This window comes from Actinoplanes sp. ATCC 53533, assembly GCF_003947245.1.
Window position 1 is genome coordinate 1 of the sequence record NZ_QHHV01000037.1, and the last position, 21,541, is coordinate 21,541.

At 69.7% G+C, this 21,541-nt stretch carries 23 protein-coding genes and 1 pseudogene; 8 read left to right on the forward strand and 16 right to left on the reverse strand.

Going from position 1 to position 21,541, the window contains the following annotated elements; translation table 11 throughout:
- Positions 1-297, reverse strand: a 297-nt coding sequence (locus tag DMB66_RS13915; RefSeq protein ID WP_148112735.1) for a helix-turn-helix domain-containing protein, incomplete at its 3' end; no start/stop codon positions are given.
- 151 nt (positions 298-448) lie between these two features.
- On the opposite strand from DMB66_RS13915, the gene DMB66_RS13920 reads away from it, so the two are divergent.
- Positions 449-1,108 carry a universal stress protein gene (locus DMB66_RS13920; RefSeq protein ID WP_158647228.1) on the forward strand — a complete coding sequence of 220 codons (660 nt, stop codon included), beginning with the start codon at positions 449-451 and terminating at the stop codon, positions 1,106-1,108.
- A gap of 85 nt (positions 1,109-1,193) precedes the next feature.
- Here DMB66_RS13920 and DMB66_RS13925 read toward each other — a convergent pair whose 3' ends face one another.
- The 4 genes and pseudogenes from DMB66_RS13925 to DMB66_RS13940 all read right to left on the reverse strand — a co-directional run bounded on the left by DMB66_RS13925 (position 1,194) and on the right by DMB66_RS13940 (position 3,356).
- Complete coding sequence (locus tag DMB66_RS13925) at positions 1,194-1,724, reverse strand: DUF2202 domain-containing protein (protein WP_125804496.1); 531 nt, start codon at positions 1,722-1,724, stop codon at positions 1,194-1,196.
- 85 nt (positions 1,725-1,809) lie between these two features.
- Entirely contained in the window at positions 1,810-2,112 is a 303-nt protein-coding gene (locus DMB66_RS13930; RefSeq protein ID WP_125804497.1) for a 2TM domain-containing protein, read from the reverse strand.
- A 278-nt stretch (positions 2,113-2,390) separates the two neighbouring features.
- Complete coding sequence (locus DMB66_RS13935; protein WP_125804498.1) at positions 2,391-2,885, reverse strand: GyrI-like domain-containing protein; 495 nt, start codon at positions 2,883-2,885, stop codon at positions 2,391-2,393.
- Positions 2,886-2,952: 67 nt separating this feature from the next.
- A pseudogene (locus DMB66_RS13940) lies at positions 2,953-3,356 on the reverse strand (response regulator transcription factor).
- Between DMB66_RS13940 and DMB66_RS13945 the strand changes: the two are divergent.
- Together DMB66_RS13945 and DMB66_RS61140 are read left to right on the forward strand one after the other, a co-directional pair.
- Positions 3,327-6,398, forward strand: a complete 3,072-nt coding sequence (locus DMB66_RS13945) for a bifunctional GNAT family N-acetyltransferase/acetate--CoA ligase family protein (protein ID WP_233624540.1) — start codon at positions 3,327-3,329, stop codon at positions 6,396-6,398. The pseudogene DMB66_RS13940 and the gene DMB66_RS13945 overlap by 30 nt on opposite strands.
- A gap of 437 nt (positions 6,399-6,835) precedes the next feature.
- Positions 6,836-7,009, forward strand: a complete 174-nt coding sequence (locus tag DMB66_RS61140; RefSeq protein ID WP_158647229.1) for a hypothetical protein — start codon at positions 6,836-6,838, stop codon at positions 7,007-7,009.
- Positions 7,010-7,034: 25 nt separating this feature from the next.
- Here DMB66_RS61140 and DMB66_RS13950 read toward each other — a convergent pair whose 3' ends face one another.
- From DMB66_RS13950 to DMB66_RS13970, 5 genes are all read right to left on the reverse strand, one after another.
- Positions 7,035-7,724, reverse strand: a complete 690-nt coding sequence (locus DMB66_RS13950) for a CBS domain-containing protein (protein WP_125804499.1) — start codon at positions 7,722-7,724, stop codon at positions 7,035-7,037.
- A 142-nt stretch (positions 7,725-7,866) separates the two neighbouring features.
- A complete protein-coding gene (locus tag DMB66_RS13955; protein ID WP_125804500.1) occupies positions 7,867-9,282 on the reverse strand; it encodes an NAD(P)(+) transhydrogenase (Re/Si-specific) subunit beta in 1,416 nt (471 codons plus the stop codon).
- Positions 9,279-9,575 carry an NAD(P) transhydrogenase subunit alpha gene (locus tag DMB66_RS13960; protein WP_125804501.1) on the reverse strand — a complete coding sequence of 99 codons (297 nt, stop codon included), beginning with the start codon at positions 9,573-9,575 and terminating at the stop codon, positions 9,279-9,281. Before DMB66_RS13960 ends, DMB66_RS13955 begins: the two co-directional genes overlap by 4 nt.
- Entirely contained in the window at positions 9,572-10,720 is a 1,149-nt protein-coding gene (locus DMB66_RS13965) for an NAD(P) transhydrogenase subunit alpha (RefSeq protein ID WP_125804502.1), read from the reverse strand. Before DMB66_RS13965 ends, DMB66_RS13960 begins: the two co-directional genes overlap by 4 nt.
- Before the next feature lie 13 nt (positions 10,721-10,733).
- Entirely contained in the window at positions 10,734-12,254 is a 1,521-nt protein-coding gene (locus DMB66_RS13970) for an aldehyde dehydrogenase family protein (RefSeq protein ID WP_125804503.1), read from the reverse strand.
- A 218-nt stretch (positions 12,255-12,472) separates the two neighbouring features.
- Between DMB66_RS13970 and DMB66_RS13975 the strand changes: the two genes are divergently transcribed.
- The 3 genes from DMB66_RS13975 (at position 12,473) to DMB66_RS13985 (ending at position 14,959) form a co-directional block, all read left to right on the forward strand.
- Complete coding sequence (locus tag DMB66_RS13975; protein WP_125804504.1) at positions 12,473-13,771, forward strand: Ni/Fe hydrogenase subunit alpha; 1,299 nt, start codon at positions 12,473-12,475, stop codon at positions 13,769-13,771.
- Positions 13,768-14,250 (forward strand): hydrogenase maturation protease, encoded by a 483-nt coding sequence (locus DMB66_RS13980; RefSeq protein WP_125804505.1) that lies wholly within the window; start codon positions 13,768-13,770, stop codon positions 14,248-14,250. The genes DMB66_RS13975 and DMB66_RS13980 overlap by 4 nt, the downstream gene beginning before the upstream one ends.
- Before the next feature lie 199 nt (positions 14,251-14,449).
- The gene (locus DMB66_RS13985) at positions 14,450-14,959 is read left to right on the forward strand and encodes a nitroreductase/quinone reductase family protein (protein WP_233624541.1); all 510 of its coding nucleotides are present in this window, start codon (positions 14,450-14,452) and stop codon (positions 14,957-14,959) included.
- Positions 14,960-14,995: 36 nt separating this feature from the next.
- On the opposite strand, the gene DMB66_RS13990 is transcribed toward DMB66_RS13985, so the two are convergent.
- The 3 genes from DMB66_RS13990 to DMB66_RS14000 form a co-directional block, all read right to left on the reverse strand.
- Complete coding sequence (locus DMB66_RS13990) at positions 14,996-16,012, reverse strand: nitroreductase family protein (protein WP_125804506.1); 1,017 nt, start codon at positions 16,010-16,012, stop codon at positions 14,996-14,998.
- 188 nt (positions 16,013-16,200) lie between these two features.
- Entirely contained in the window at positions 16,201-16,650 is a 450-nt protein-coding gene (locus tag DMB66_RS13995) for a hypothetical protein (protein ID WP_199752317.1), read from the reverse strand.
- Positions 16,647-17,291, reverse strand: coding sequence for a hypothetical protein (locus DMB66_RS14000; protein ID WP_199752319.1), 645 nt, complete (start codon positions 17,289-17,291; stop codon positions 16,647-16,649). Before DMB66_RS14000 ends, DMB66_RS13995 begins: the two co-directional genes overlap by 4 nt.
- A 193-nt stretch (positions 17,292-17,484) precedes the next feature.
- Between DMB66_RS14000 and DMB66_RS14005 the strand changes: the two genes are divergently transcribed.
- Together DMB66_RS14005 and DMB66_RS14010 are read left to right on the forward strand one after the other, a co-directional pair.
- Positions 17,485-17,988: a hypothetical protein gene (locus tag DMB66_RS14005; RefSeq protein ID WP_125804507.1), complete on the forward strand. Its 504-nt coding sequence runs from the start codon at positions 17,485-17,487 to the stop codon at positions 17,986-17,988.
- A gap of 34 nt (positions 17,989-18,022) precedes the next feature.
- On the forward strand, positions 18,023-18,412 hold the full coding sequence (locus DMB66_RS14010; protein ID WP_125804508.1) for a helix-turn-helix domain-containing protein: 390 nt from the start codon (positions 18,023-18,025) through the stop codon (positions 18,410-18,412).
- A gap of 433 nt (positions 18,413-18,845) precedes the next feature.
- On the opposite strand, the gene DMB66_RS14015 is transcribed toward DMB66_RS14010, so the two are convergent.
- From DMB66_RS14015 to DMB66_RS14025, 3 genes are all read right to left on the reverse strand, one after another.
- On the reverse strand, positions 18,846-19,169 hold the full coding sequence (locus DMB66_RS14015; protein WP_125804509.1) for an HPF/RaiA family ribosome-associated protein: 324 nt from the start codon (positions 19,167-19,169) through the stop codon (positions 18,846-18,848).
- A 534-nt stretch (positions 19,170-19,703) separates the two neighbouring features.
- Positions 19,704-20,588: a universal stress protein gene (locus tag DMB66_RS14020; RefSeq protein ID WP_125804510.1), complete on the reverse strand. Its 885-nt coding sequence runs from the start codon at positions 20,586-20,588 to the stop codon at positions 19,704-19,706.
- Positions 20,589-21,272: 684 nt separating this feature from the next.
- On the reverse strand, positions 21,273-21,512 hold the full coding sequence (locus DMB66_RS14025; protein WP_125804511.1) for a hypothetical protein: 240 nt from the start codon (positions 21,510-21,512) through the stop codon (positions 21,273-21,275).
- Positions 21,513-21,541: the final 29 nt, after the last annotated feature.

Consider the following 21,541-nt stretch of genomic DNA (forward strand, 5'->3'; position numbering starts at 1 on the left):
TGTCTGCAGCAGGGTGTGGATGCGTTGCCCGAGGCGGGGGCTGCCCTTGCGGGGCCGTCCTGATCGGGGCCGGTCGGGTAGCCCGGCGAGGCCCTCGGCGTGGTGGCGGGCGATCCAGGCGCGAACGGTTTTCGGGTCGTAGTGCAGCAGATCGGCGATCTCGCTCGCGGACCAGCCGGCCGCTGATAGCACCACCATCATGATCCGGGTGGCGTTACGCCAAGGCCCGTGCAGGGCGGTAATCAGTTCGGTGTGTTGCTGCGCGGACATGCTGGCGTAGACGTGCGCGGGGCGCATACTGACGGTGACCTCGTCGGGGTTCAGGCTCTTGTGTGGAAACCTGATCCGAACCCGCGGCGGGGTCTTTACGTTGTTATGTCCCTCTTGCTGAGCGTGTCCGCGTACCGCCCGTCACCAGTTACGTACCGGAATTCTGCCTACGTGCTTAGTGAACACCCGCTCGCGGCTCGGTGGGCAGCGCGTCGTCCTCGAAGTTCGCAGTGGCGATCCGTCGATCCACCTGGTCGACGCCTCCACCGGCGTCGGCCTGTTGGTGATCGGCGCTGGTGGCGGTGGCAGTACGGTGCGGCGAGTGCTCCGGCACGCGCACTGCCCGGTCGTCGTGGTCCGGCCGAGCCGCCCGGGCCGGGACGCTCCGTTGGCTGGGCACGTGGTGGTCGGCGTGGACGGCAGCCCAGCGGCGCGGGGCGCAGTGGAGTTCGCCTTCGCGTACGCCGCGGAGCATCACTTCCCGCTGGCCGCCGTGCATGTGTCGGCAGAGAGTCGGGACGACTACTTCTACGACGAGACGACGCTCTCCACTCACTTCGCCACCGAACCGCACGCGCTGGGACTGCTCGCCGAAGAGGTCGAGCCGTGGGCGTTGAAGTACCCGTCGGTGGCGATCCGGCGAGCGGTGATGACCGGCTCGGTCGCCCAGGGCCTGACCCGGGCGGGAACCGGTGCTCGGCTCCTCGTGATCGGCGACAAGCGCCGCGGCATGGTCAGCCGCGCCCGGACCGGCGACATACCGCGCACCGTGTCCGCCGATGCCCCGTGCTCGGTCGCCGCCGTCCCGCTCGGCCGGCCGGAGGGTGAGCCGCTGTGAGCCCGGGCCTGGGCTGTGAGCCCGGGCCTGGGTCGTCAGACCGCGCATGATCGCGTGAGCCGTGTCCAGGAATATCGCGAGGCACTCACCGGCGGGCACTCCATGCCTGCACGACACGCAACTGGCGCAGCGATGTGACGCAGAGCTGGAGGTACACGTTACGCACGTCCGGGGCGGTAAGACCCGGCAGTACTGGCTCCAAGAACTCCACCATCTCCCGGAGCGTCTCCGCAACCACCCGCAGCGCCGCGGACCGGCTAGCCCGGCCTCGTGCCCTGAGCCGCTCGAAGTCGTGCCGAGTCTCGGCTTCGGTGACCAGACGCGGTTCCACGCCCGTTCCCGGGTCACCGGCGCCGTAGCGTTGAAGCAAAATCCGGACAGCGACCAGTTCGCGGGTCTGCGCAGCGACGAGCTCGCCCGGGAACGGGGCATACTCGTCGGCGAAGGCAACCAGCAGGTCATGCGCGATTTTGATCCGTACCGCCACGGCGCGCAGGTGGGCACGCTGAGCGAGATCGATCGATCCAGCCGGCTGATCGAGGACCTCGACGCCGCAGAACCCCGCTCGATCCCGCCAGGCCGCCTCGAGCACATTCGTGTTCGCCTGCCTCACCATGACAAATCCCCTCGGACAGCGTCGCATCGTGCAGCACCTCAGCGGCGGTGCGGCCGCCTGCCTTCGCCCGATCGGCTCTCGGCGGTCAGTGTCCTTCGAGGCGTTTCATCTCCCGCTGGATGCGGCTCTCCGCCGGCTCCGCCGGTGCGTAGACGTCCCAGACGTGGAAGGCGACGCCGATGCCCCAGCCGAACAGGGGGAACATCGGCCAGTAGAAGCCCTCGGGGTTCGTCAGCAGCCAGATGGCGTTCAGGAAGGCGTTCACCAGCAGGTACGCGATGAGATGCGCCTGCAGATCCCGCTTCTTGCGCAGTTGCTCGACGGCCAGTTGCCGCAGCTCGGCCTCGTCGTCCTGCGGGGTCACCCCGCTCGGATGATAAGCGGTCATGGCCTTGCCTTTCTGTACGTGACAGCGGTTCACTGTGCCGTGCAGCCACCGTCGGTAAGTTCCGTGGTGTGCCCTTTCGGACGGATCGGTCATCTCCCGCGTTGCCAGAGCCGGTCGATCAGGTCCTCGATCGCGGGTGACGGCGTCTCCCGGGCTTTCGTGCCTGAGCTGATCGTCGCTCGGCCGCCCGCCGCCGGGCAGAGGCAGCGGCACTGTCCACGCGGGCCCTTGGACCCGCCCGGGTCGAGGGTCCACGCCCATCGGGCGTGGGGCAGCGATCAGCGCAGCGGATAGACGACGCGGGTGAGGTATTCGCTCTCGTCCACCGATCCGGGCCCGGCGAGATATTCCTCCCACATCATGTCGGGCGGCAGCAACCTGCGCCGGTTGAACCAGTGGCTCAGACCCGCGTATGTCTGCGACAAGGTCTCGTAGGACCCGACGTGCAGCGCGCGGACCGCCGGGCCGCCGGGCAGCACTTCACGCACCAACGCGGTGATGAACGCCGGTGCGTCGGTCACGGGGAACCCAACGGTCACATCGAAGTGACCGGCCTCCTCGTTGCGGTACACCGTGACCGGCGGACCGGTCGGGCGGGTGCCCGCCCGGGCGAGCTCACCGGCGACGGCCGGGATCGCACGGGCGAAGAACCCACTCAACTCCGCCACCGTCACCCGCTGCCGCAACCCGACGATCACGCGGGGTTCCAAAGTCACTCTCTCGACGTCGTCCATGGGTTGCTCCGTGACGGCGTTCGTGCCCAATGTGTTCATCGTGACCTCCTCGAGTCACCTACCGTTCACACTCACGCTCCCTCGCCCGGGCCGCGCCGGACAGAGTTCAAGGCCCGTTCGTCCCAGCCGTCGTGACCTCCTGGCGGGCGGCGACTGACCGGGGCGGGTGTTCACCGAGAAGCCGGGTGGCGAGCACCGCGGCCTGGGTGCGGCGTTCAAAGCCCAACTTGGCGAGCAGGCTGGAGACGTAGTTCTTGACGGTCTTCTCGGCGAGGAACATCCGGGCCGCAATCTCACGGTTGGTCAAACCCTCCGCCACGTACTCGAGAGTCCTTCGTTCCTGCACGCTCAGCAGGGACAGTTCGCGGGGCGCCTCGACGCCATGGCGGATGCGTTCGAGGACGCCGAGCCAGACTCGCCGACCACCTCGATGTCGCCGGCGGCCGTCAGCAGATCGACCAGGCCACGACGAACTACCTCGTGGTCGTCAAGCAGAAAGACACGGATCATCACTTCGTAATACCTGCCCCGGCGTTCCGCACCAAGGGCCGAACGGCCCTTGGCGGGACCCTGAAACACCGGGCCGATGGCCTCTGGTCGCGGGCGGCACCACCGATGAATGATGAGCGTGCGACGCCCGACGGGCCCGCCGGATGCGGCACCGAGATGCACACAGCGGTGGCAGAGACCACCAGACCCACCGTCGTCAAGACGGACCATCGGCTGCCGATCCGCCGACCCACCGGGCGTCGCCGTGACTCCGGGCGCGATCAGGGACCCGACCGACCTCAGCACGGGGACAGGAAGGGTGAGACTGTGCGTTCCAGGAAACTGATCGTCGACACCGATGACCTGCTGGCTCTGGAGCCGGGAAGCGCGGACGCGCTGACCGCGGACGGCGGCATCGTCACCATTCGTGCGATCCGCGACAGCGACCGCCGGGCGCTGTCCACACTGTACGGTGACGCATCCCCGGACAGCCTGCGACTACGTTTCTTCGCCCGGCCCAGCGGCGACATCCTCGGCGCGGAGATCGACCGGCTGTGCCAGCCCGAGTCCGACCAGCATGTCGCCATCCTCGCCGCGGAGGGCGACACGCTGGTCGGCGTCGCCGCCTGCGAGCGCACCGACGGCGCGGATGACCGCGGTGAGTTCTCCGTCTTCGTGGCCGACGCACACCGGGGCCGAGGAATCGGAACGCTGCTGCTGGAGGATCTCGCGGCCAGGGCGCATGCCTACGGCATCACCGAACTGACCGGTGAGGTGTTGCCGGGTAACGCCCGCATGCTGCGGGTCGCCCGGGACCTCAGCGCGCGATCCCGGTCGGATCTCCAGGACGGCATCGTCGACATTCGCTTGGCGACGAACTACGACGAGGCCACGCAGCAGGCCATCGACGTGCGAGACCGCACCGCCGAGCGCGCCTCCCTGCGACGGCTGCTCGCTCCCGAATCGGTCGTCGTCGTCGGCGCCGGGCACCGCCGCGGCGGGGTCGGTCACGAAACGCTGCGGGCGCTGCGCGAATACGGCTTCGCCGGTCCGCTGTTCGCAGTCAATCGCAGCGGTAGAGCGGTCGACGGCGTCCCCGCCTACCGATCCATCGCGAAACTCCCGAAGCCGGTGGACCTCGTGGTCATCGCGGTCCCCGCCGACCAGGTCCGTACGGTACTCACCGAGGCGGCCGGGGCCGGCGCGCACAGCGCCGTAGTGCTCAGCGCGGGCTTCGGCGAGGACGGTCCCCAAGGACGCAAGCGGCAGCATGAGCTCCTCCGCCTTGCCCGTGCCCACGGCATCCGCCTGGTGGGCCCCAACTGCCTGGGTGTCATCAACACCGACCCGCGGGTCAGGCTCAACGCCAGCTTCGCTCCGGCACCGCCGCCGGCCGGCGGCCTCGCCGTCGCATCGCAGTCGGGAGCGGTGGCGATCGCGCTGTTGGACAACGCTATCCGCACCGGATGCGGCATCTCCTCGTTCGTATCGCTCGGCAACAAGGCCGACGTCAGCGGCAACGACCTGATCGCGTACTGGTACGACGACCCGGCCACCCATGCCGTCGCGCTCTACCTCGAATCGTTCGGCAACCCCCGCAAGTTCGCCCGTACGGTGCGGGCGCTGTCGCGGCGCAAGCCTGTGCTCGCCCTCAAGAGCGGCCGGTCCGGAGCCGGCCAGCGCGCCGGGGCGTCGCACACCGCCGCCGCAGCCGCGCCCGCGGCCACCGTGGACGCGTTGTTCGCGCAGGCGGGAGTGGTCCGTACCGAGAGCCTCGGTGAACTGCTCGACGCGGCGCGCATCCTCACCGATCAACCACTGCCCGCCGGCAACCGCCTGGCGGTCGTCGGCAATGCCGGTGGTCTCAACGTGCTGGCCGCCGATGCGGCGGAAGCGAGCGGGCTCGCGGTGCCCGCTCTCGGCTCGGCGACGAGGCTGCGAGTCATCGAGGCGGCACCGGGCTCGGCGAGCCCGGACAACCCGATCGATCTCGGTGCCGGGGCATCCCCAGCCGCCTTCGCAGCTGCTGCGGCGGCTGTCGCGGACAGCGGCGAGGCCGACGCGCTGCTGCTCGTCGTCATCGGCACCCGCGCCAACTCGCCGGCCGCCATCCTCACCGCGCTCGGTCCGGTCGTCGATGCCCATCCCGATCTCACCGTCGCCGCGGTGCTCGTCGGAAACCACAACGGCCCGCCGATCCTCGGCCGCCGTGACGCACCGGTGTTCGACCTGCCCGAGCGGGCAGTCGCGGCGCTCGCCAAGGCCAGCTCGTACGCCAGCTGGCGTCGCCAGCCGCTGGGCCGGCGGCCTGAGCTGACCGGCATCGATGTCGATCATGCCCAAACGCTTGTGCGGGATGCGCTGAGGGACAAGGCCGGCTGGCAATCCTATGACCAGACGGCCGCCGTTCTGGCCGCCTACGGCATCGCGATCCTGCCGGCGGTAACCGCCTTGACCAGCGTCGCGGCGGTCACGGCGGCGGAGCGCCTCGGTTACCCCGTAGTGCTGAAGTCGGCCGATCCCGATCTGGTGCACAAGAGCGACACCGGCGGCGTCAGGCTGGGACTCACCGACGCGGCTGCCGTTCGGGCCTCGTTCGAAGGCGTCGCTGCCGCCGGCCGACCTGGTCGGGGCGTCCTCGTGCAACGACAGGTCAAGGCGCCGGTGGAACTCGTCGCCGGCCTGGCTCACGACCCGCTGTTCGGTTCCGTTGTGCTACTCGGTCTCGGTGGAGTCCAGACCGATCTGCTCGACGACCGTGCGCTACGCCTCGTTCCGATGACCGACCTGGACGCCGGCCGGATGTGGCGCAGCCTGCGCTCCGCTCCGCTGCTCACCGGCTACCGCGGTGCAGACCCGATCGACACGGTCGCGCTGGAGGATCTGCTCCTGCGCCTCGGCCGCCTCGCCGAGGACCTGCCTCAGATCGCCGAACTCGACCTCAACCCCGTGCTTGCCGGTCCTGGCGGCGTCGTCGCAGTGGACGCCAAGCTCCGGCTCGCGCCCGTCGGCGCCGAACCGGATGCCATGCTGCGCCGGCTGCGCACGGCGGATCTCCCCTGACAGTCGCACCGCCAGCAGCGGCGATGTCCGCCATCGCTCGCGACCCGGAGGACACCTCAGCGTCACCGACAACAATTCCGCCGCTGGAGGGGCGAAGGTCACCCGGATCCCGGTGACCTTCTCCTCTGCCTGCCAACCGGCGAATTCGGCACAGTCGGAGGTGGACCTGCCGCCGCGTCAGGCATCGGCAGGTCCACGACGAGGAAAGGTGAGTGGGATGCGGCGGACTCGGAAAGAAAGCCTAGCCAAATCGCGTCGGTGCTATTCCCTCGCGATAGCCAACCTGAACAACCGTGCTGACTGCCGCTTCTGGCTCGGCAGGGCCAACGCCTTCGGAGAGATGGCGCGACACTGAACGAGTCTTCACACACGAGGTCACGGGCCGCTCGGCACCACCACTCGGCATCCTCGGCAGGACCAAGTGCCCCGTCCTCGTAGTGCCGTATCACCGCGGCACGATCACCCACACCTTCGCCTTCCGCCGGGCCGCCACGCTCACCGCCGGTAGCCTGGACCTCGAGGTCAGCGGCAAGACCACAACCGTTACCCGGCTGGCCGAAGCCAGCCCGTGGAACAACGGGGCCACCGCGACCATCCGCACGGTGAACTGAGCCGTCCCACGAGCTGCGGTGCCGCTCAGCGGGCGGCGTAGCCGATTCCGGAGCCGATGATGACCCGGTCGTCGTAGTCGAAGGTGAGCTTGTTGATCACTTCGGCGGCGCCGGGCACCTGCCGAGCAAGGCTCCCCGCCGTGGCCGCCGCCGTGGCCCGCTCGACACGGCCGGTCAGGGTCACGACCCCGTCGGCGACCGCGACCTCGAGATTCCCGGCCGGCGCGGCAAGTGCCGCGCCCGCGATCGCGGCGCCCACATCCGCCCGGATGTCGTCGTCCGGGCGCAGGTGCACCTTGAGCAGGTCACCACGGGTCACGATGCCCACCAGTCGGCCCAGGTCGTCGATCACCGGCAGCCGCTTGACCTTCTGGGCGTCCATCAACCGCGCCGCCGCCGGGATCGATGTCCCGGACAGGACGGTCACCGCGGGTGCGCTCATCAGGTCGGCCACGGTCGAGGCGAGGGCCTTGCCGCGTTCGCCACGCTTGCGGCGCCCTTCGAACAGCCGCGGCTCCTCGTCGCCGGCGTACTCGATCTTGCGCAACAGGTCCGCCTCGCTCACCACGCCGCTGACCCGCTGGAACTCGTCGATCACCGGCACAGCACTGATCCGCCGCTCGACGAGCAGGTCGACCACCGACCGGTAGGAGGCAGTCCCATCCACCGACACGACCGCCTCGGTCATCACGTCATCCACTGTCCAGTTCTTCATCACGAACCTCCTTTCACCCGACGTTAGAAGCGCCACGCGGGCACGGGCAGGGCCAGAGGGCCCGACCTTCCCCGCCGGCCGAGGCTTCCGGCCCTTCCCGGGATCGCCGGGCAGACGGGGACTGTCTGGTTCGGTGCTGGAGTCATGCGGCGTACGCGTGCAGTCCGGCCAGGAGCGCGGCGAGGCCTGCCTTGGCGTCGGAGAACAGCATCGCGGTGTGCGGGTCGCTATAGAGCTCGTTGTCGATGCCGGCGTAGCCGTGGCCGAGGGAGCGTTTGATGACGATGACACTCTTGGCCTTGTCCACGTCGAGGATCGGCATGCCGGAGACGGGGTTGCCGGGGCGGCGCGCCGCCGGGTTGGTGACGTCGTTGGCGCCGACGACCAGCACCACGTCAGTGCGGGGGAATTCAGGGTTGATCTCCTCGAGGTCCTTGAGCTCGGTGTAGGGCGCGTTCGCCTCGGCCAGCAGCACGTTCATGTGGCCGGGCATCCGGCCGGCGACCGGATGGATGCCATAGCTGACCTCCACGCCTCTCTCGGTCAGCGCCTGCGCCAGGGCGACAACCTCGTGCTGGGCCTGCGCGGCTGCCAAACCGTAGCCGGGCACGATGACCACCTTGGCGGCGTACGCGAGCTGAATGGCCGCGTCGTCGACGGTGATCTCCCGTACCGTCCCGGTGGCGCCCGCCGGGCCGCTGATTTGCTCGTCGCCCGTGCCGAAGCCTCCCGCGATGATCGCGCCGATCGACCGGTTCATCGCGTCGGCCATCAGCTTGGTGAGGATGCCACCGGCCGCGCCGACCAACGCGCCCGCGATGATCAACGGGCTGGAGTCGAGGACGAAGCCGGCCATCGCGACCGCCGTGCCGGTGAATGCGTTCAGCAGCGAGATGACCACGGGCATGTCGGCGCCGCCGATCGGCAGAGTCATCAACACCCCGAAGCCGAGAGCCGCCACAGTGATCCCGATCAGTGCCGGCATCCCGCCGTAACCGGCCACGAACAGCACGGACAGCACGGCTGCGGTCAAGACGAGCAGCGCCGAGATGCCCCGCCCGCCCGCGATCAGGATCGGCCGGCCGGGAACCTTGCCCGCAAGCTTGCCGGAAGCGATCAGCGAACCGCTGAAGGTGATCCCACCGATGATCAGGTCGAGCACGGTGGTGAGGCTGGTCTGCAGCGGCAGGCCTGCCAGGTGGCCGGTGTGCGCGACGGCGTCGCCGAACGCGATCAGCGCGGCGGCGCCGCCACCGACGGCGTTGAAAAGGCTCACCAGCTGCGGCATGTCGGTCATCTTGACCCGGCGGGCGGTGATCAGGCCGGCCACGGTGCCGCCCACGACGCCGAGTGTGAGTGCGGCGATCGCCAGTGCCGTGATGTCGCCGTTCCAGGCGAGCACCGCCACCGTGGTGGCCACCGCCACGGCCATGCCGGCTGCGGAGAGCAGATTGCCGCGGCGGGCCGTGGCCGGGGCGTTCATCAGGTGCAGGCCGATCACGAAGCAGACCGCGCAGGCGAGGTACACCAGGTGGACGACGGTGTCGAAGGTGTTCATGAGTGCACTTCCTTGCGGGTGCGGAACATCGCGAGCATGCGGTCGGTGACCACGTAGCCGCCGGCCACGTTCATCGCCGCGAACGCGCCACCGACCAGCAGCAACAGGTATCCCGCCAGGGTGTTGGCACTCGCCGCGAGCAGCATCACGCCGACCAGGACGACGCCGTGGATGGCGTTGGCGCCCGACATCAGCGGCGTGTGCAGCGTCGCCGGGACCTTGCTGATCACCTCGAAGCCGACCAGCAAGCTGAGCACGAACACCGTGATGTCAGCCATCAAGAGCACGCTCATGACCGCACCTCTTTCTTCTGGAGGGCCGCCCGCACCTGGGGGTGGACTACCGTGCCGTCATGGGTGACGACCACACCGGCCTGAACCTCATCGCCGAAGTCGATCCGGATCTCGCCGTCGGCGAGCAGGACCGGCAGCAGGGCGCAGATGTTGCGGGCGTACGCGGTGGACGCGGCCTGCGGCACGGAGGCGGGCAGGTTCCCGGCGCCGATCACCGTCACGCCACGAGGCGTCACCCAGGTGGTATCCGGCTGCGATCCGGCGACGTTGCCGCCGAACTCGCTCGCGGCCAGGTCGACCACCACCGCACCCGGCCGCAGCCGGTCCAGCGCATCCACCGTGACCAGCAGCGGCGGCCGGCGGCCGGGCACCTGGGCGGTGGTGATCACGATGTCGAAGCGGCCGATCGCCGCGTCCAGGGCGCCCTGCTGCGCCTGTGCCTCCTCGTCGGTCAGCCGGCGGGCGTAGCCGCCCTCGCCGTTCCCGGCCGTGGCGGCCAGGTCGAGCACCGCAGCGCCGGTCGAGGCGATGTCCGCCTGCGCAGCCTCGCGGACGTCGTAGCCGGTGACCATGGCGCCCAGCCGCCGCGCGGTCGCGATCGCCTGCAGCCCCGCGACACCGGCGCCGAGCACGAGCACCTGGGCCGGGCGGGTGGTGCCGGCTGCGGTCATCAGCATCGGCAGGTAGCCACCGTACGCGCCGGCAGCGACCAAGACGGCCTTGTAACCGGCCACGTTGGCCTGTGAGGTCAGCGCGTCCATCCCCTGCGCCCGGCTGAGCGTGCGCGGCAGCAGATCCACGCTGACCGCGGTCAGGCCCGCACCCGCCAGTTGTTCGGCGAGTGCCGGATCGGCCAGCAAGCCGAGCAGCCCGACCACCATCACGCCGGTGCGTGCCGACCTGGCATCCGCGGGCGGCCGCACGCAGACGATCACGTCGCTCTCGGCGTACACCTGCTCCCGGCTGCCGATCGCGGCACCCGCCGCGACGTAGTCCGCGTCGTCGAACCAGGCGCTCTCCCCCGCGCCTGTCTCGATGACCACCCGTAGTCCCAGCTTCTGTAGTCGTCCGGCGCCGTCGGGGGTGAGCGCCACCCGGCACTCACCCACGGCTGCCTCCCGGACGACACCGATCGATGTCGTCATCTCATCCCCCGGCTCAGAACAGACCCAGCGCGTCGTCGCTGTAGCTGACGAGGAGGTTCTTGGTCTGGCTGTAGTGGTCCAGCATCATCAGGTGGGTCTCCCGGCCGATGCCGGACATCTTGTAGCCGCCGAATGCCGCTCCCGCCGGGTACTGGTGGTAGCAGTTCGTCCAGACACGGCCGGCTTTGATGCCGCGGCCCATCCGGTAGGCGCGGTTGCCGTTGCGGGTCCACACCCCGGCGCCGAGGCCGAAGGGCGTGTCGTTGGCGATCGCGAGCGCGTCGGCCTCGTCCTTGAACGTGGTCACGGCCAGCACCGGGCCGAAGATCTCCTCCTGGAAGACCCGCATCCGGTTGTCGCCCTTGAGCACGGTCGGCTGGTAGAAGTAGCCGTCCGCGAAGTCGCCGCCGATCACCGCCGGAGCCCCGCCGATCAGCACCTCGGCACCCTCCTTGCGGCCGATGTCGACGTACCCGGCGATCGTCTCCAGCTGCCGCGCGGAGACCTGCGGACCCAGTTGGGTTTCGGTGTCCAGCGGGTTGCCCTGCCGGATCGCCGCGATGCGACCGATCGCACGATCCATGAACGCGTCGAAGATGTCCTGCTGAATCAGCGCCCGCGACGGGCAGGTGCACACCTCGCCCTTGTTGAACGCGTACAGCACGAGACCCTCGATGGCCTTGTCGAGGAACTTGTCGTCGTGGTCCATCACATCGGCGAAGAAGATGTTCGGCGATTTTCCGCCCAACTCCACCGTCGACGGGATCAGGTTCTCCGCCGCGTACCTCATGATCAGCCGGCCCGTCTCGGTCTCCCCGGTGAAGCCGATCTTCGCGATCCGCTTGCTGGTCGCCAGGGCCTTGCCGATCTCGGCGCCCGGACCGTTCACCACGTTGATCACACCCGGCGGCACCACTCCCTCGATGACCTCGAGCAGCTTGAGGATCGACCATGGCGTCGGCGAGGCCGGCTTGAGCACCGAACAGTTCCCGGCGGCCAGCGCCGGAGCCAGCTTCCAGGCGGCCATCAGCAGCGGGAAGTTGAAGGGGATGATCTGGCCGACCACGCCGAGCGGTTCGCGGAAGTGGTAGGCGACCAGGTCCTTGGTGATCTCGGTGGACCGGTTCTCCTCGGCCCGCACCGCGCCGGCGAAGTAGCGGAAATGGTCCACGACCAGCGGGATGTCAGCGTTCAGGGTCTCTCGGACCGGCTTGCCGTTCTCCCAGCTCTCCGCGACGGCCAGCATCTCCTTGTTCTTGTCGATGGCGTCGGCGATCGCCAATAGCACCTCGGCCCGGGCGGCCGGGGCAAGCTCGCCCCACGCGGGCGCCGCACTGTGCGCGGCGTCGAGCGCCAGCTCGACATCCGCCGGCGCCGAATGGGCGATCTCCGTGATCGCGCCCGCGGTGGCCGGGCTCAGATTGGTACGGTACTGACCGGTTGTCGGCGGCATCCACTTGCCGCCGATGAAGTTGTCGTAGTGCGGCGCAACGTCGACGATGCTGCCGGCGGTGCCGGGGGGCGAATACTTCATGGGATCCTCCAGCTGCTTCTGGGGTTCGGCCCGGGTGATCCGGGACATGTCTGCAAGCCAACGCCCCCGCAGACGAGTTGATCAGGGGCTACGGTCCCGGCGGCGCTGCCGATGGACCCGAACCGGTCATCAGTGCGGAATCCCAACCGTGACTTCTGGCCCTACCGTCACCTGCTCAGCGGTCAATACGCTCGCGACGAGCCGGATCGGAGGAGACCATGACACACCGCGCCGATCGGACTTTGGACGTGCGTTCGCTGGCCCGGGTGGAGGGCGAAGGCGCCATGCACGTCCGCGTGCGCGGTGACACCGTCGAAGACGTGCGCCTCGACATCTACGAGCCACCGCGCTTCTTCGAGGCCCTGCTGCGCGGGCGCCGGCACACCGAGCCGCCGGACATCACCGCACGCATCTGCGGGATCTGCCCGGTCGCGTACCAGATGAGCGCGTGCGCGGCGATCGAGGACGCCTGCGCCGTGACTGTGGACCAGGCCGTGGCCGACCTGCGCCGCCTGCTCTACTGCGGAGAGTGGATCGAGAGCCATACCCTGCACATCTATCTGCTGCACGCGCCGGACTTCCTGGGCTACCCCAGCGCGCTGGAGATGGCCAAGGACCGCCGCGACCTCGTGGAGCGCGGCCTGGCGATGAAGAAGGCCGGCAACGAGATCGTGGAGCTGCTCGGCGGACGGGCGATCCATCCGATCAACGTGCGCGTGGGTGGCTTCTACCGGACGCCATCACCGGGCGAGTTGGCGCCGCTGCGGGCAAAGCTGCGCGTCTCCCTCGATCAGGCCCTGGAGACGGTGCGCTGGGTGGCCGGATTCGACTTTCCCGACTTCCACCACGACCACGAACTGCTGGCCCTGGTCAGCCCCGGGCGCTACGCCATCGGGTCCGGCAGCATCGCGACCACCGCGGGCCGCACCTTCGACGTGCAACGGTTCGAGGACCACATCGTCGAGGAACAGGTGCCGCACTCCACCGCCCTGCACGCCCGGCTCGCCGGGGGCGGCCGCTACGCCGTCGGGCCCGCCGCCCGTTACACCCTGAACCGGCAATGGCTGTCCCCGCTCGCGCTCGAGGCGGCGGACGCGGCCGGGCTGGGTGCGGAGTGCCGCAACCCGTACCGCAGCATCGTCGTTCGCGCGGTCGAGACCGTGTATGCGCTGGACGAGGCGATCCGGCTGATCGACCGGTACGAACCACCCGCCAGGTCCTTCGTGGATGTTCCGCCCCGCCAGGCGGTCGGCTACGGCGCGACCGAGGCGCCGCGCGGCATCCTGTTCCACCGGTACGGCCTGGACGCCGACGGCCTGATCACCTCCGCCCGCATCGTCCCGCCCACCTCACAAAACCAGGCCAGCATCGAGGACGACCTGCGCCGATTCGTCGCCGGCCGGCTGGACCTCGACGACGAACACCTCACCTGGCAGTGCGAGCAGGCCATCCGCAACTACGACCCGTGCATCTCCTGCTCGACGCACTACCTCGACCTCACGGTGGAACGCCGGTGAGCCCGCACCACGCCGGCCCTCGCGTGGTGATCGGCGTCGGCAACGACTACCGCCGCGACGACGGGTTCGGCCCGTTGGTCGTCGCCGCACTGATCGACCGGCTGGCCACCGACCCGCGGCTGGCCGGGGTCGACCTGCGGGTCAGCGACGGCGAACCCACCCGGCTCATCGACCTGTGGACCGGCACCGACCTCGCTGTCGTCGTCGACGCCGTACTCGACGAGGACCACCACGCCGGAAACCGCCACGAACTCGCCCTCGACGCCCTGGACCAGCTCGCCGACGACCACTCTGCCGGCTCCCACGCCATCAGCCTGGGCAGCACCGTCGCGCTCGGGCAGGCGCTGGGTCGGCTCCCCCGCCGGCTGGTTGTGCTCGCCGTCTCCGGCACCGAGTTCGGCTTCGGCCAGGGATTGACCCCGCCGGTCGCCGCCGCCGTCCCAGCGGTGGTCGAACGCGCCTGCGAACTGGTGGGCTGAGCGACGCCTTCCGATCCACTTTGCCGCACGACTGCGCCCCGCGGGATAGTGCTGAACGGCCCTACTCACCCCCGGTTCGTCGGTCCGGCCGCGACGCCGCAGGCCGGCGTGGCCTTCGTAAGAGGACTTCCGGCACTGAACGTCTCGGCCCGGTCTCGGCAGGATCGGGTGGAGACCGCTCGAGAGTGGGAGAAGAGTGATGGACACGCAGCCCCGAGACCGGCGGCCCGGCCGGATGACCCGCTGGATGTACCGGTCAGGTCGCCCGAACCGCCTGGCGTCGATGATGAACAAGGTCGGAGCCTTCGTCGCCTCGACGGGGCTGTGGCGCAGCCGCCTGTTGACCCTGGAGGTTCGCGGACGGCGCACCGGGCGGCTCATCTCGCTTCCGCTGGTGCCCGTCGAATACCAGGGCGATCGGTACCTGGTGGCGATGCTCGGCCCCGGCACCGGTTGGGTCGCGAATGTGCGGGCGGCTGGTGGGGCAGCCGTTCTCCGCGCGGGCAGCCGTACACCCGTGCATCTCGAGGAAGTCGACCCGGCGTCGCGCGCGCCGATCCTGCGTCGTTACCTGCAGGTGGCACCGGGTGCACGCCCACACATCCCGGTGGACCGGCACGCCGCTGTCGGGGCCTTCGAGGAGGTCGCGGCCCAGTTCCCGGTCTTCCGCGTCGACGCGGTGGCCGGATCGGCGACTACGAGCACCTGAGGAGACGCACCCACACCGGCGCCGGCGGACGCCGACTCACGGCTCCTCCCAGTCGTCGGGGAGAAGCACTTCGGCGAGTGGACGCCGCGGCGTCGCCGTCGCCGGCCGGCCGTAGCCGACGCGAAGCACCATCTGGGCCCATCGGCCGGCACGGATGTCTGTCAGCAATCGGCGGACCGCCGGGATCTCCACCGGCTGGCTGATCGGGGTGGTGGACAGGTTCTGCCAGGTCGCGGTGAGCAGCACTCGCTGCAGGGCCTGCCCGGCACTGACCCAGTCGCGCCTGGTGTCGCCGTCGGTGGAAAGCACCATGATGGTCGGATACGGCTCGAACTCAGCGGCCGCCCGGTCGAGGCGCGGCTGCAGCAGACCGAAATCGCGGATCGGCAGGATCTCCAGCGCGTCCCACGGCCCCACCGCCGTCATCGGTACGCCGTCGCCACGGCCCTCGCGCGGACTCGTCCATCGGGCCAGCTCAGCGCGGTAGAGCCCCTTCGATCGCAGTACCCGGTCGGCTTCCTGGGACAGATTGAGAATCGTGGTACGGCTGACCGGATTGGCGACGGTGAGGGTCGCACCTTCGCGACGGGCGGCGTCTGCCAGGCGTTCGACCGCGTCGGCCGGCACGACGGAGCGGGCGAACGGCCACCGGTTCGTGTGCCGGTGCGGGATGGCGGCGACCAGCGCCTCGGCGGCCGGAGTCGGCGCCATCGGCCGTCCTACGCTGACCCGGGCGACGAGGTCCGGTTCCGCCGCGACGGGAAAGAGCTTCAGATCGCTGAGGTGCCCGGCGCCGCGGATGGCGAGCCGCAGGGTGAACACTGCCGCGCCGACACTGATCAGCAGCTCGCGCCCCGCCGGGTCGAGGACTTCCAGCTGCCGGCGCGGGTCGGCGTACACATCGACCGTCCGCGCTGCGATACGGAAACGCCATGGCTGGCTGTTGTGCAGCGAGGGCGCGGCCGTCGCCGCACGGACACAAGCCAGGAGATCCAGGCCGGTCGAGTCACCCTGCTTCGGCTGTTCCGCTGCATGCGTGCCGATGTCGTTCATCGCCAGCCTCCCTGAGCTGTCCGTCCCTGCCCATCACAGCCCTGCCGGCGGCGGTGCGGACAGGGCCAAAGGTCCCAGCACGGGCTTGCGTAACCGGCGGTGCCAACGTCCTCGGCAAAGGAGGGGGTGCGGCCACGGTCCTCCGACGACAGTCTCGGCCTGATCACGTCCCTGTGGTGAGTCTCGCTCTATGAGGTGCGACCGGAGACCGAGCGGATGGTGCCGCCGGTCATCGAGATGGCCTGCGCGAGGATGGCGATCGCGGTGCCCACCATCGCGATTATCAAGAGGGTGCGGGTGACCAGGGTCCACTCCTGCGCGTCGAAGGCGAACGGGAACACCGCCCACACCTTGATCAGGACGGCGAGGCTGATGCCATTAGCGACCAGATCCCACAGAGCCTTCCACCTCGGCGCGTCGTAGAGCACGTACGCCAGGTTGGTAGCGATCCCCGCGACCAGCGACAGGTTGAACAGGACCAGCACCTGGCGGGTGTCCGCGGTCAGGAACGGCACCACACCCCAGCCGGGCCGGACGTTGACCAGGTAGAGCAGCGCGAAGTTCACGGCGGCCGCGATGGTATAGCCGAAGATGCGCGCCGCCCTAGGCGGTCGGCTGCGTACGGTTTTGGTGATCATGATGGCCTCCCATCGCGGTCTGACGCGGCAGCGCGCCGCGCCCTGAAGGGTCGCCGGCCGGCGAGGACCAGGCCGGCCTGCCAGCCCGGCAGGCGGCCGTCGGCGGGTGGCCGGATCCTGGTCATGTCATGCCCGCTGCTGGCCAGTAGCCAGGCGATCAGTGAGTTGGAGTTCCACATGTCGCCGGTGCGGAGTTCGTCGCGTCCCCAGGTGACAGGTGGTGCTTGCGGTACGAGTTCAAGCAGCTGCCGGGCGCGTGCGGCATCGTCGCCGGCCAGGCAGGGGCTGTCAACGGCTTCGGCGATGTCGGGGATGACCCCGTCGCGCCACCGTCGAACCTCGTATCGGAACGCGGCGAACCGGCCGAGCCATGGCAGACCGACCGGGCCCCGCACGACGACGCCGCGGTCGGCGGCGCGGGTGGCCCAGACCGGTGCCATCTCGATGACGGAGCTGTCGCCGTCGACGATGATCTCCAGGGCGCTGTGGTAGAGGCCGGCGGCCGGCCGATGCTCGCGCCGAGCCGCGATCGCCTCGAAAAGCCGGCCGTTCCAACGCACCACGTGCCCGCCGGCGCCGAGCGGCAACCAGTACACCAACACGCGGGCCGCTGGCATGCCTGGCTTGACGTTCGTGGTCACAGCTGTTCACCTCGCCTCCAGTCGAAACCCTGAGCGGTGCCATCTGTAGGGGCGAAGGTCCCTGGGCGCGTGCCTTCCGCACTGCCGACTGGCCGTCCGGGGTGGCCCATTCGACCCTGCTGACCTTGCCTGGGCCGCGACGACATTGGAGGTAGAAGAGTCGCCAGCCACGCTGTGCGAGGAGGCGGGAACGATGAACACACGCGCAGTCGAGATCCGGAGCCCGGCCACTGGAGAGGTAACAGGTGCCTGCCGCGGACCGGCTCCCAACGGGGCCTGCCCACGGGCCGGTCGCAACGGCGTCGTGCCCTGCGCCGGCCGGCTCATCGCCCCCCGCGACGGCGATCCGCGATACTGGCCGGTGTGGGTACCGCCCGGCTACAGGCATTGTCAGCTCGACTGGAACGAGCAGGCCGTGGCCTGCCTGCACGAGGCGGAGCGCTGCCACGAAAAGTGGCGGGCCGGGCTGGCCCGGGAGACCGACCGAGTCCTGCGCCTGGCCGCTCGCCGAGATCACCGCTACCGGCGGATGACGGACCGGCAGTTGCGGATCACGGCGCAGTGGCGGTGGCGGCTGTCGTCCTGCGCGGCCGCGCTGTCGCGGTCGGAGGAGAAACAGCGGGACCGGGCTCGTCTGTACCTGTCCCTGGCTGAGCACCAGCTGGCCACCGCGCCCCCGCCGGTCGCAAGCCGCTGACCCAGGCGCGCCAGGCGGTTAAGCTGCATGCACGATGGAGTTCCAGGACAACCCGGTGACGCTGGGAGAGATCATCCGGCGGCAACGCGAGCTGGCCGAGCTGTCAATGCGGCAGCTGGCGTCGATGGTCGGCATCTCCAACCCGTACTTGTCCCAGATCGAACGCGGATTGCGCGCCCCGTCCGAGCGGGTGTTGCACGCGATCGCGACATCGCTGCGGACCACAGCCGACGCGATGATGAAGCAAGCCGCACCGGTGGAGCCCGGGCCGCCGGCTGTGCTCACTGCCATCGCCGCCGATCCGAACCTGACCGCACGGCAACGTCAGGCCCTCGGCGAGGTCTACGCGGCCATGGCCGAGACCACGATCGGCCGACGCAGGAGGGAACGGCGGGCCCGGGACGGAGAACGGCCCGGGGATTGACCCCGGGCCGTTGACGGGTGGCGGTTCACCGAAGGATCTGGCGGGCCGTCCGGACGTAGGCCGCGCCGACGTCCTCGACGAGCCCGGCGCTCAAGGTGAGCGTTCTTCGCCCACGGGTACGGCGTAACCTTCGCGGCGTCCTTCTCGAACGCGACGAGGTCGGCGACCCCGCGCTCGTAGACATTCACCGCAAGGGTGCCGATCTCGCGGCCGATGTGGCGCGTACGCTCGCGCCGCTCCTCGACAGCTGCGGCAGGCTTGGCCGGCTCGGTGCGCTTGGCGGACCGGGTAGTCGTGGTGGTCATCGCAACCTCCCTTCCTCATCTCAATTCACAGATTAGCTATCCGCTGCTAACGCGATCAGGGCCGTTGGTCCCCGGTCTCTGCCATCCGGCGACGCTCATCCTGCGGCGCCCACCGCCGGGCGACGGCGTCAGAACGCGATGGGTGTGTCGTGACCGTGCCGGCGACGGATGCGGCGCAGCCGGGACCGGAGCCGCTCTTGCATGATGTCCGTGGCTTCCTGCAACGTCTCCCCCACCGCGTGCACGTGCACGTGGATGCCGCTGATGTTCACGTGGGCGTCGACCCGGTCGCCGGGCGCTGCCGCATCCAGGGTGACCCAGGAGGCGACCACGGGATCCGGTGCGTGCTGCAGGGCCGCGTCGAGTTTCTCCACCGCGTAATCCGTTGCCTCCGGCGGGACAGCGCCGTGAGTGCGGATGTGGACGGGGATGGTGGAACCGATGTACGTCATGGCGTGACCTCCGAGACGTCGTCCCGGCCCTCGCCACGAGGACCTACCTCAATGATCAACACGTCATCGATGGACGAGTAGGGTCCTTTGACCCGACTCGGCGGCGGTTTCCGGCAGCCGGATCCGCTGGGGCACGGTGTCCGGGGCGGGACATGGCGGTGATGCCGCTGACCACCGCCAGCCCACCGGCGAGCGGAACGACAAGGCTCCACCACGTCAGGATGGCGAACGGCACCGCCCCGGCCAGCAGCAACACGACTCCTGACCGGTGGTGGCGGCAGCCGGGCTCGCGGCCAGCAGCGCGGCGGCGACCAGGCCGGATGGTCCGGGCACCGCACGCCAGGTGTGCCAACCCCGGAACGCGTCACCTCGGTCGGGGCCGATGACGCACTGATCCTCCGCCCGGTAAGCCAGCATCCCGGTACCGGCGACACCGAGCGCCAAGGCTCCATTTCCGGCCCAGCGCAGCAGGTCCCGACGAGGGAAGCGGTGTTCCACCGAAGACCTCCCATCTTCGTCTCAGCCCGGTATGCCCTACGACCCGGCCTGACGGACCACGACGAGCGGACAGGCGGCGTGGTGCACGAGATACTGGCTCACCGAGCCGAGCAGCAAGCCTGCGAAGCCACCGTGCCCACGGCCTCCGACCACCAGCAGTTGCGCCCCGGCCGACCGTTCGGCCAGCAGGCGACGGGCCGGGCCTTCGGGCATTTCCCTGCGGACCACCAGTTCGGGGTGACGCTCGCCCAGCCCCGCCAGGGCCTCGGCGAAGACCCGCCGTTCGGTCGGACCCGGTGCCCAGTTCTCCCAGTTCATCGGCAAGGTGTCGGTGAGTTCGGTGCTGTCGTCGACGCTCCACGCGTGGATCGCGATCAATTCCGCGCTCCGCAGCGCGGCGATCTCGGCGGCGAAGTCCAGCGCCTGGACCGACGTGGCCGATCCGTCGATTCCCACCACCACCGGACCGCCCATGTGCTGTTCGCCACGGATCACCATGACCGGGCACAAGCTGTGCGCCGCTGTCTGCACCGCCACCGATCCGACCAGCAAGTCGGTGAAGCCACCGGCACCTCGGTCGCCTAGGACGAGCATGAAGGCACGCCGGCTCTCGGCACGCAGCGCCGCGGCCGGCGTCTCCTCGACGATGGCGGACGTGACGGCCACTCGCGGCTCCGCGTTCGCAGCAGTAGCTTCCGCTTCGCGCAGCGCCGCCGTCGCGCGCTCGCGGGCCGCTTGGCGCACCGGCTCAGACATGTCAGGTGTCAACGAGGCGGCGACCGGTGGCCAGCCGAACGCATGGACGAGGCGCAGCGGCCGGTTGCGCCGGATCGCCTCGCTTGCGGCAGCCCTCACCGCGGCCAGACTCCGCGCTGACCCGTCCACTCCCGCTACGACGGGCGCACCAGCCAGCTTGGTCATGACGTCACCTCGTACTGTGCTAGTTCGACGAAGATCCTGTCACCGACCTGAGCGCTCATTGTGGCCTCCCGTCGCGTTCCGCTGTTGCGCCCAGGATCGTCCTCCGGGCGGCCGGCGGACAGAGGCTAGTGTCCTTCAGCTGGCGGAACTTCGGCCGGTCGCGCGGGGCGTTCGCAGAATGTGTGAGATGTCGCGGGGTATATCGGCGATCAGACTTCGTCGGGCCGGGCGGCGCGCGCTTGAGGACTGAGTAGGTCGCGGATTCTGGCCACGGTGGGCAACCGTCCGGATACGACGACACGGCGACGGCGACCTCGCCGCCTTACCGAGGGCCATCTACGTCGCCGGCGCCGTCAACCTCGCCGCCGTCGCCGCAGCCGCGATCCTCGCGGTGCGAAGCCGGAGGCGCCGCACCAGGGCAGCCGGGAATATGGTGGCCGGGCGAGGAGTCGAACCTCGCATGTAGGCGCGGGGAATCCCTCGGTCCGCCTCACCCTGTTCGGGTAGTTGCCGCATGTCTACCGGCCGTGGTTCCGGGCGTTCCCGCCCTTCCACCTGATCGTGCACCTTGCCGGCACGCCCACGACAGGGCCGATCGGCCGCCGGCCGAGAGTCCAAGGGCCTGGGAAGGCGGGGCCGCCAGGCCGAATCCGGGCTCAGCCCCATCAGTATCCGCCGCAGTCGTCAGGCGGCGGCAAACGCGTGCAGAAGAGTGTCGACCTCGGCGAGAGCCCAGCGCATTCGGCGCGCGGCCGTCTCCGGGTGCTCGCCGTATTCGGCGGCACACGCGGCCGCGCATCCACGGACACCGTGGTGAGCCCGGAGGCTGGCACTGATGGCGGCATCGATCTGGCTCGGGGTGGGCTCCTCGGAGGGTTGCAGCGGACTCGTGAACAGGGCCTCGGCGCCGGTGGTCAGTGTCATCGAACTCACGTCCCTTCGTGGTTGTCTTT

What these genes read in the sequence shown, in the direction of transcription:
- DMB66_RS13955 (WP_125804500.1), bottom strand. Translation starts at nt 9,282, where the DNA reads ATGAACACCTTCGACACCGTCGTCCACCTGGTGTACCTCGCCTGCGCG.
- DMB66_RS14010 (WP_125804508.1), top strand. Translation starts at nt 18,023, where the DNA reads ATGGAGTTCCAGGACAACCCGGTGACGCTGGGAGAGATCATCCGGCGG.
- DMB66_RS13925 (WP_125804496.1), bottom strand. Translation starts at nt 1,724, where the DNA reads ATGGTGAGGCAGGCGAACACGAATGTGCTCGAGGCGGCCTGGCGGGAT.
- DMB66_RS13970 (WP_125804503.1), bottom strand. Translation starts at nt 12,254, where the DNA reads ATGAAGTATTCGCCCCCCGGCACCGCCGGCAGCATCGTCGACGTTGCG.
- DMB66_RS14005 (WP_125804507.1), top strand. Translation starts at nt 17,485, where the DNA reads ATGAACACACGCGCAGTCGAGATCCGGAGCCCGGCCACTGGAGAGGTA.
- DMB66_RS13935 (WP_125804498.1), bottom strand. Translation starts at nt 2,885, where the DNA reads ATGAACACATTGGGCACGAACGCCGTCACGGAGCAACCCATGGACGAC.
- DMB66_RS13985 (WP_233624541.1), top strand. Translation starts at nt 14,450, where the DNA reads ATGGACACGCAGCCCCGAGACCGGCGGCCCGGCCGGATGACCCGCTGG.
- DMB66_RS13990 (WP_125804506.1), bottom strand. Translation starts at nt 16,012, where the DNA reads ATGAACGACATCGGCACGCATGCAGCGGAACAGCCGAAGCAGGGTGAC.
- DMB66_RS13930 (WP_125804497.1), bottom strand. Translation starts at nt 2,112, where the DNA reads ATGACCGCTTATCATCCGAGCGGGGTGACCCCGCAGGACGACGAGGCC.
- DMB66_RS13995 (WP_199752317.1), bottom strand. Translation starts at nt 16,650, where the DNA reads ATGATCACCAAAACCGTACGCAGCCGACCGCCTAGGGCGGCGCGCATC.
- DMB66_RS14020 (WP_125804510.1), bottom strand. Translation starts at nt 20,588, where the DNA reads ATGACCAAGCTGGCTGGTGCGCCCGTCGTAGCGGGAGTGGACGGGTCA.
- DMB66_RS14015 (WP_125804509.1), bottom strand. Translation starts at nt 19,169, where the DNA reads ATGACGTACATCGGTTCCACCATCCCCGTCCACATCCGCACTCACGGC.
- DMB66_RS13975 (WP_125804504.1), top strand. Translation starts at nt 12,473, where the DNA reads ATGACACACCGCGCCGATCGGACTTTGGACGTGCGTTCGCTGGCCCGG.
- DMB66_RS13960 (WP_125804501.1), bottom strand. Translation starts at nt 9,575, where the DNA reads ATGAGCGTGCTCTTGATGGCTGACATCACGGTGTTCGTGCTCAGCTTG.
- DMB66_RS13965 (WP_125804502.1), bottom strand. Translation starts at nt 10,720, where the DNA reads ATGACGACATCGATCGGTGTCGTCCGGGAGGCAGCCGTGGGTGAGTGC.
- DMB66_RS13950 (WP_125804499.1), bottom strand. Translation starts at nt 7,724, where the DNA reads ATGAAGAACTGGACAGTGGATGACGTGATGACCGAGGCGGTCGTGTCG.
- DMB66_RS14025 (WP_125804511.1), bottom strand. Translation starts at nt 21,512, where the DNA reads ATGACACTGACCACCGGCGCCGAGGCCCTGTTCACGAGTCCGCTGCAA.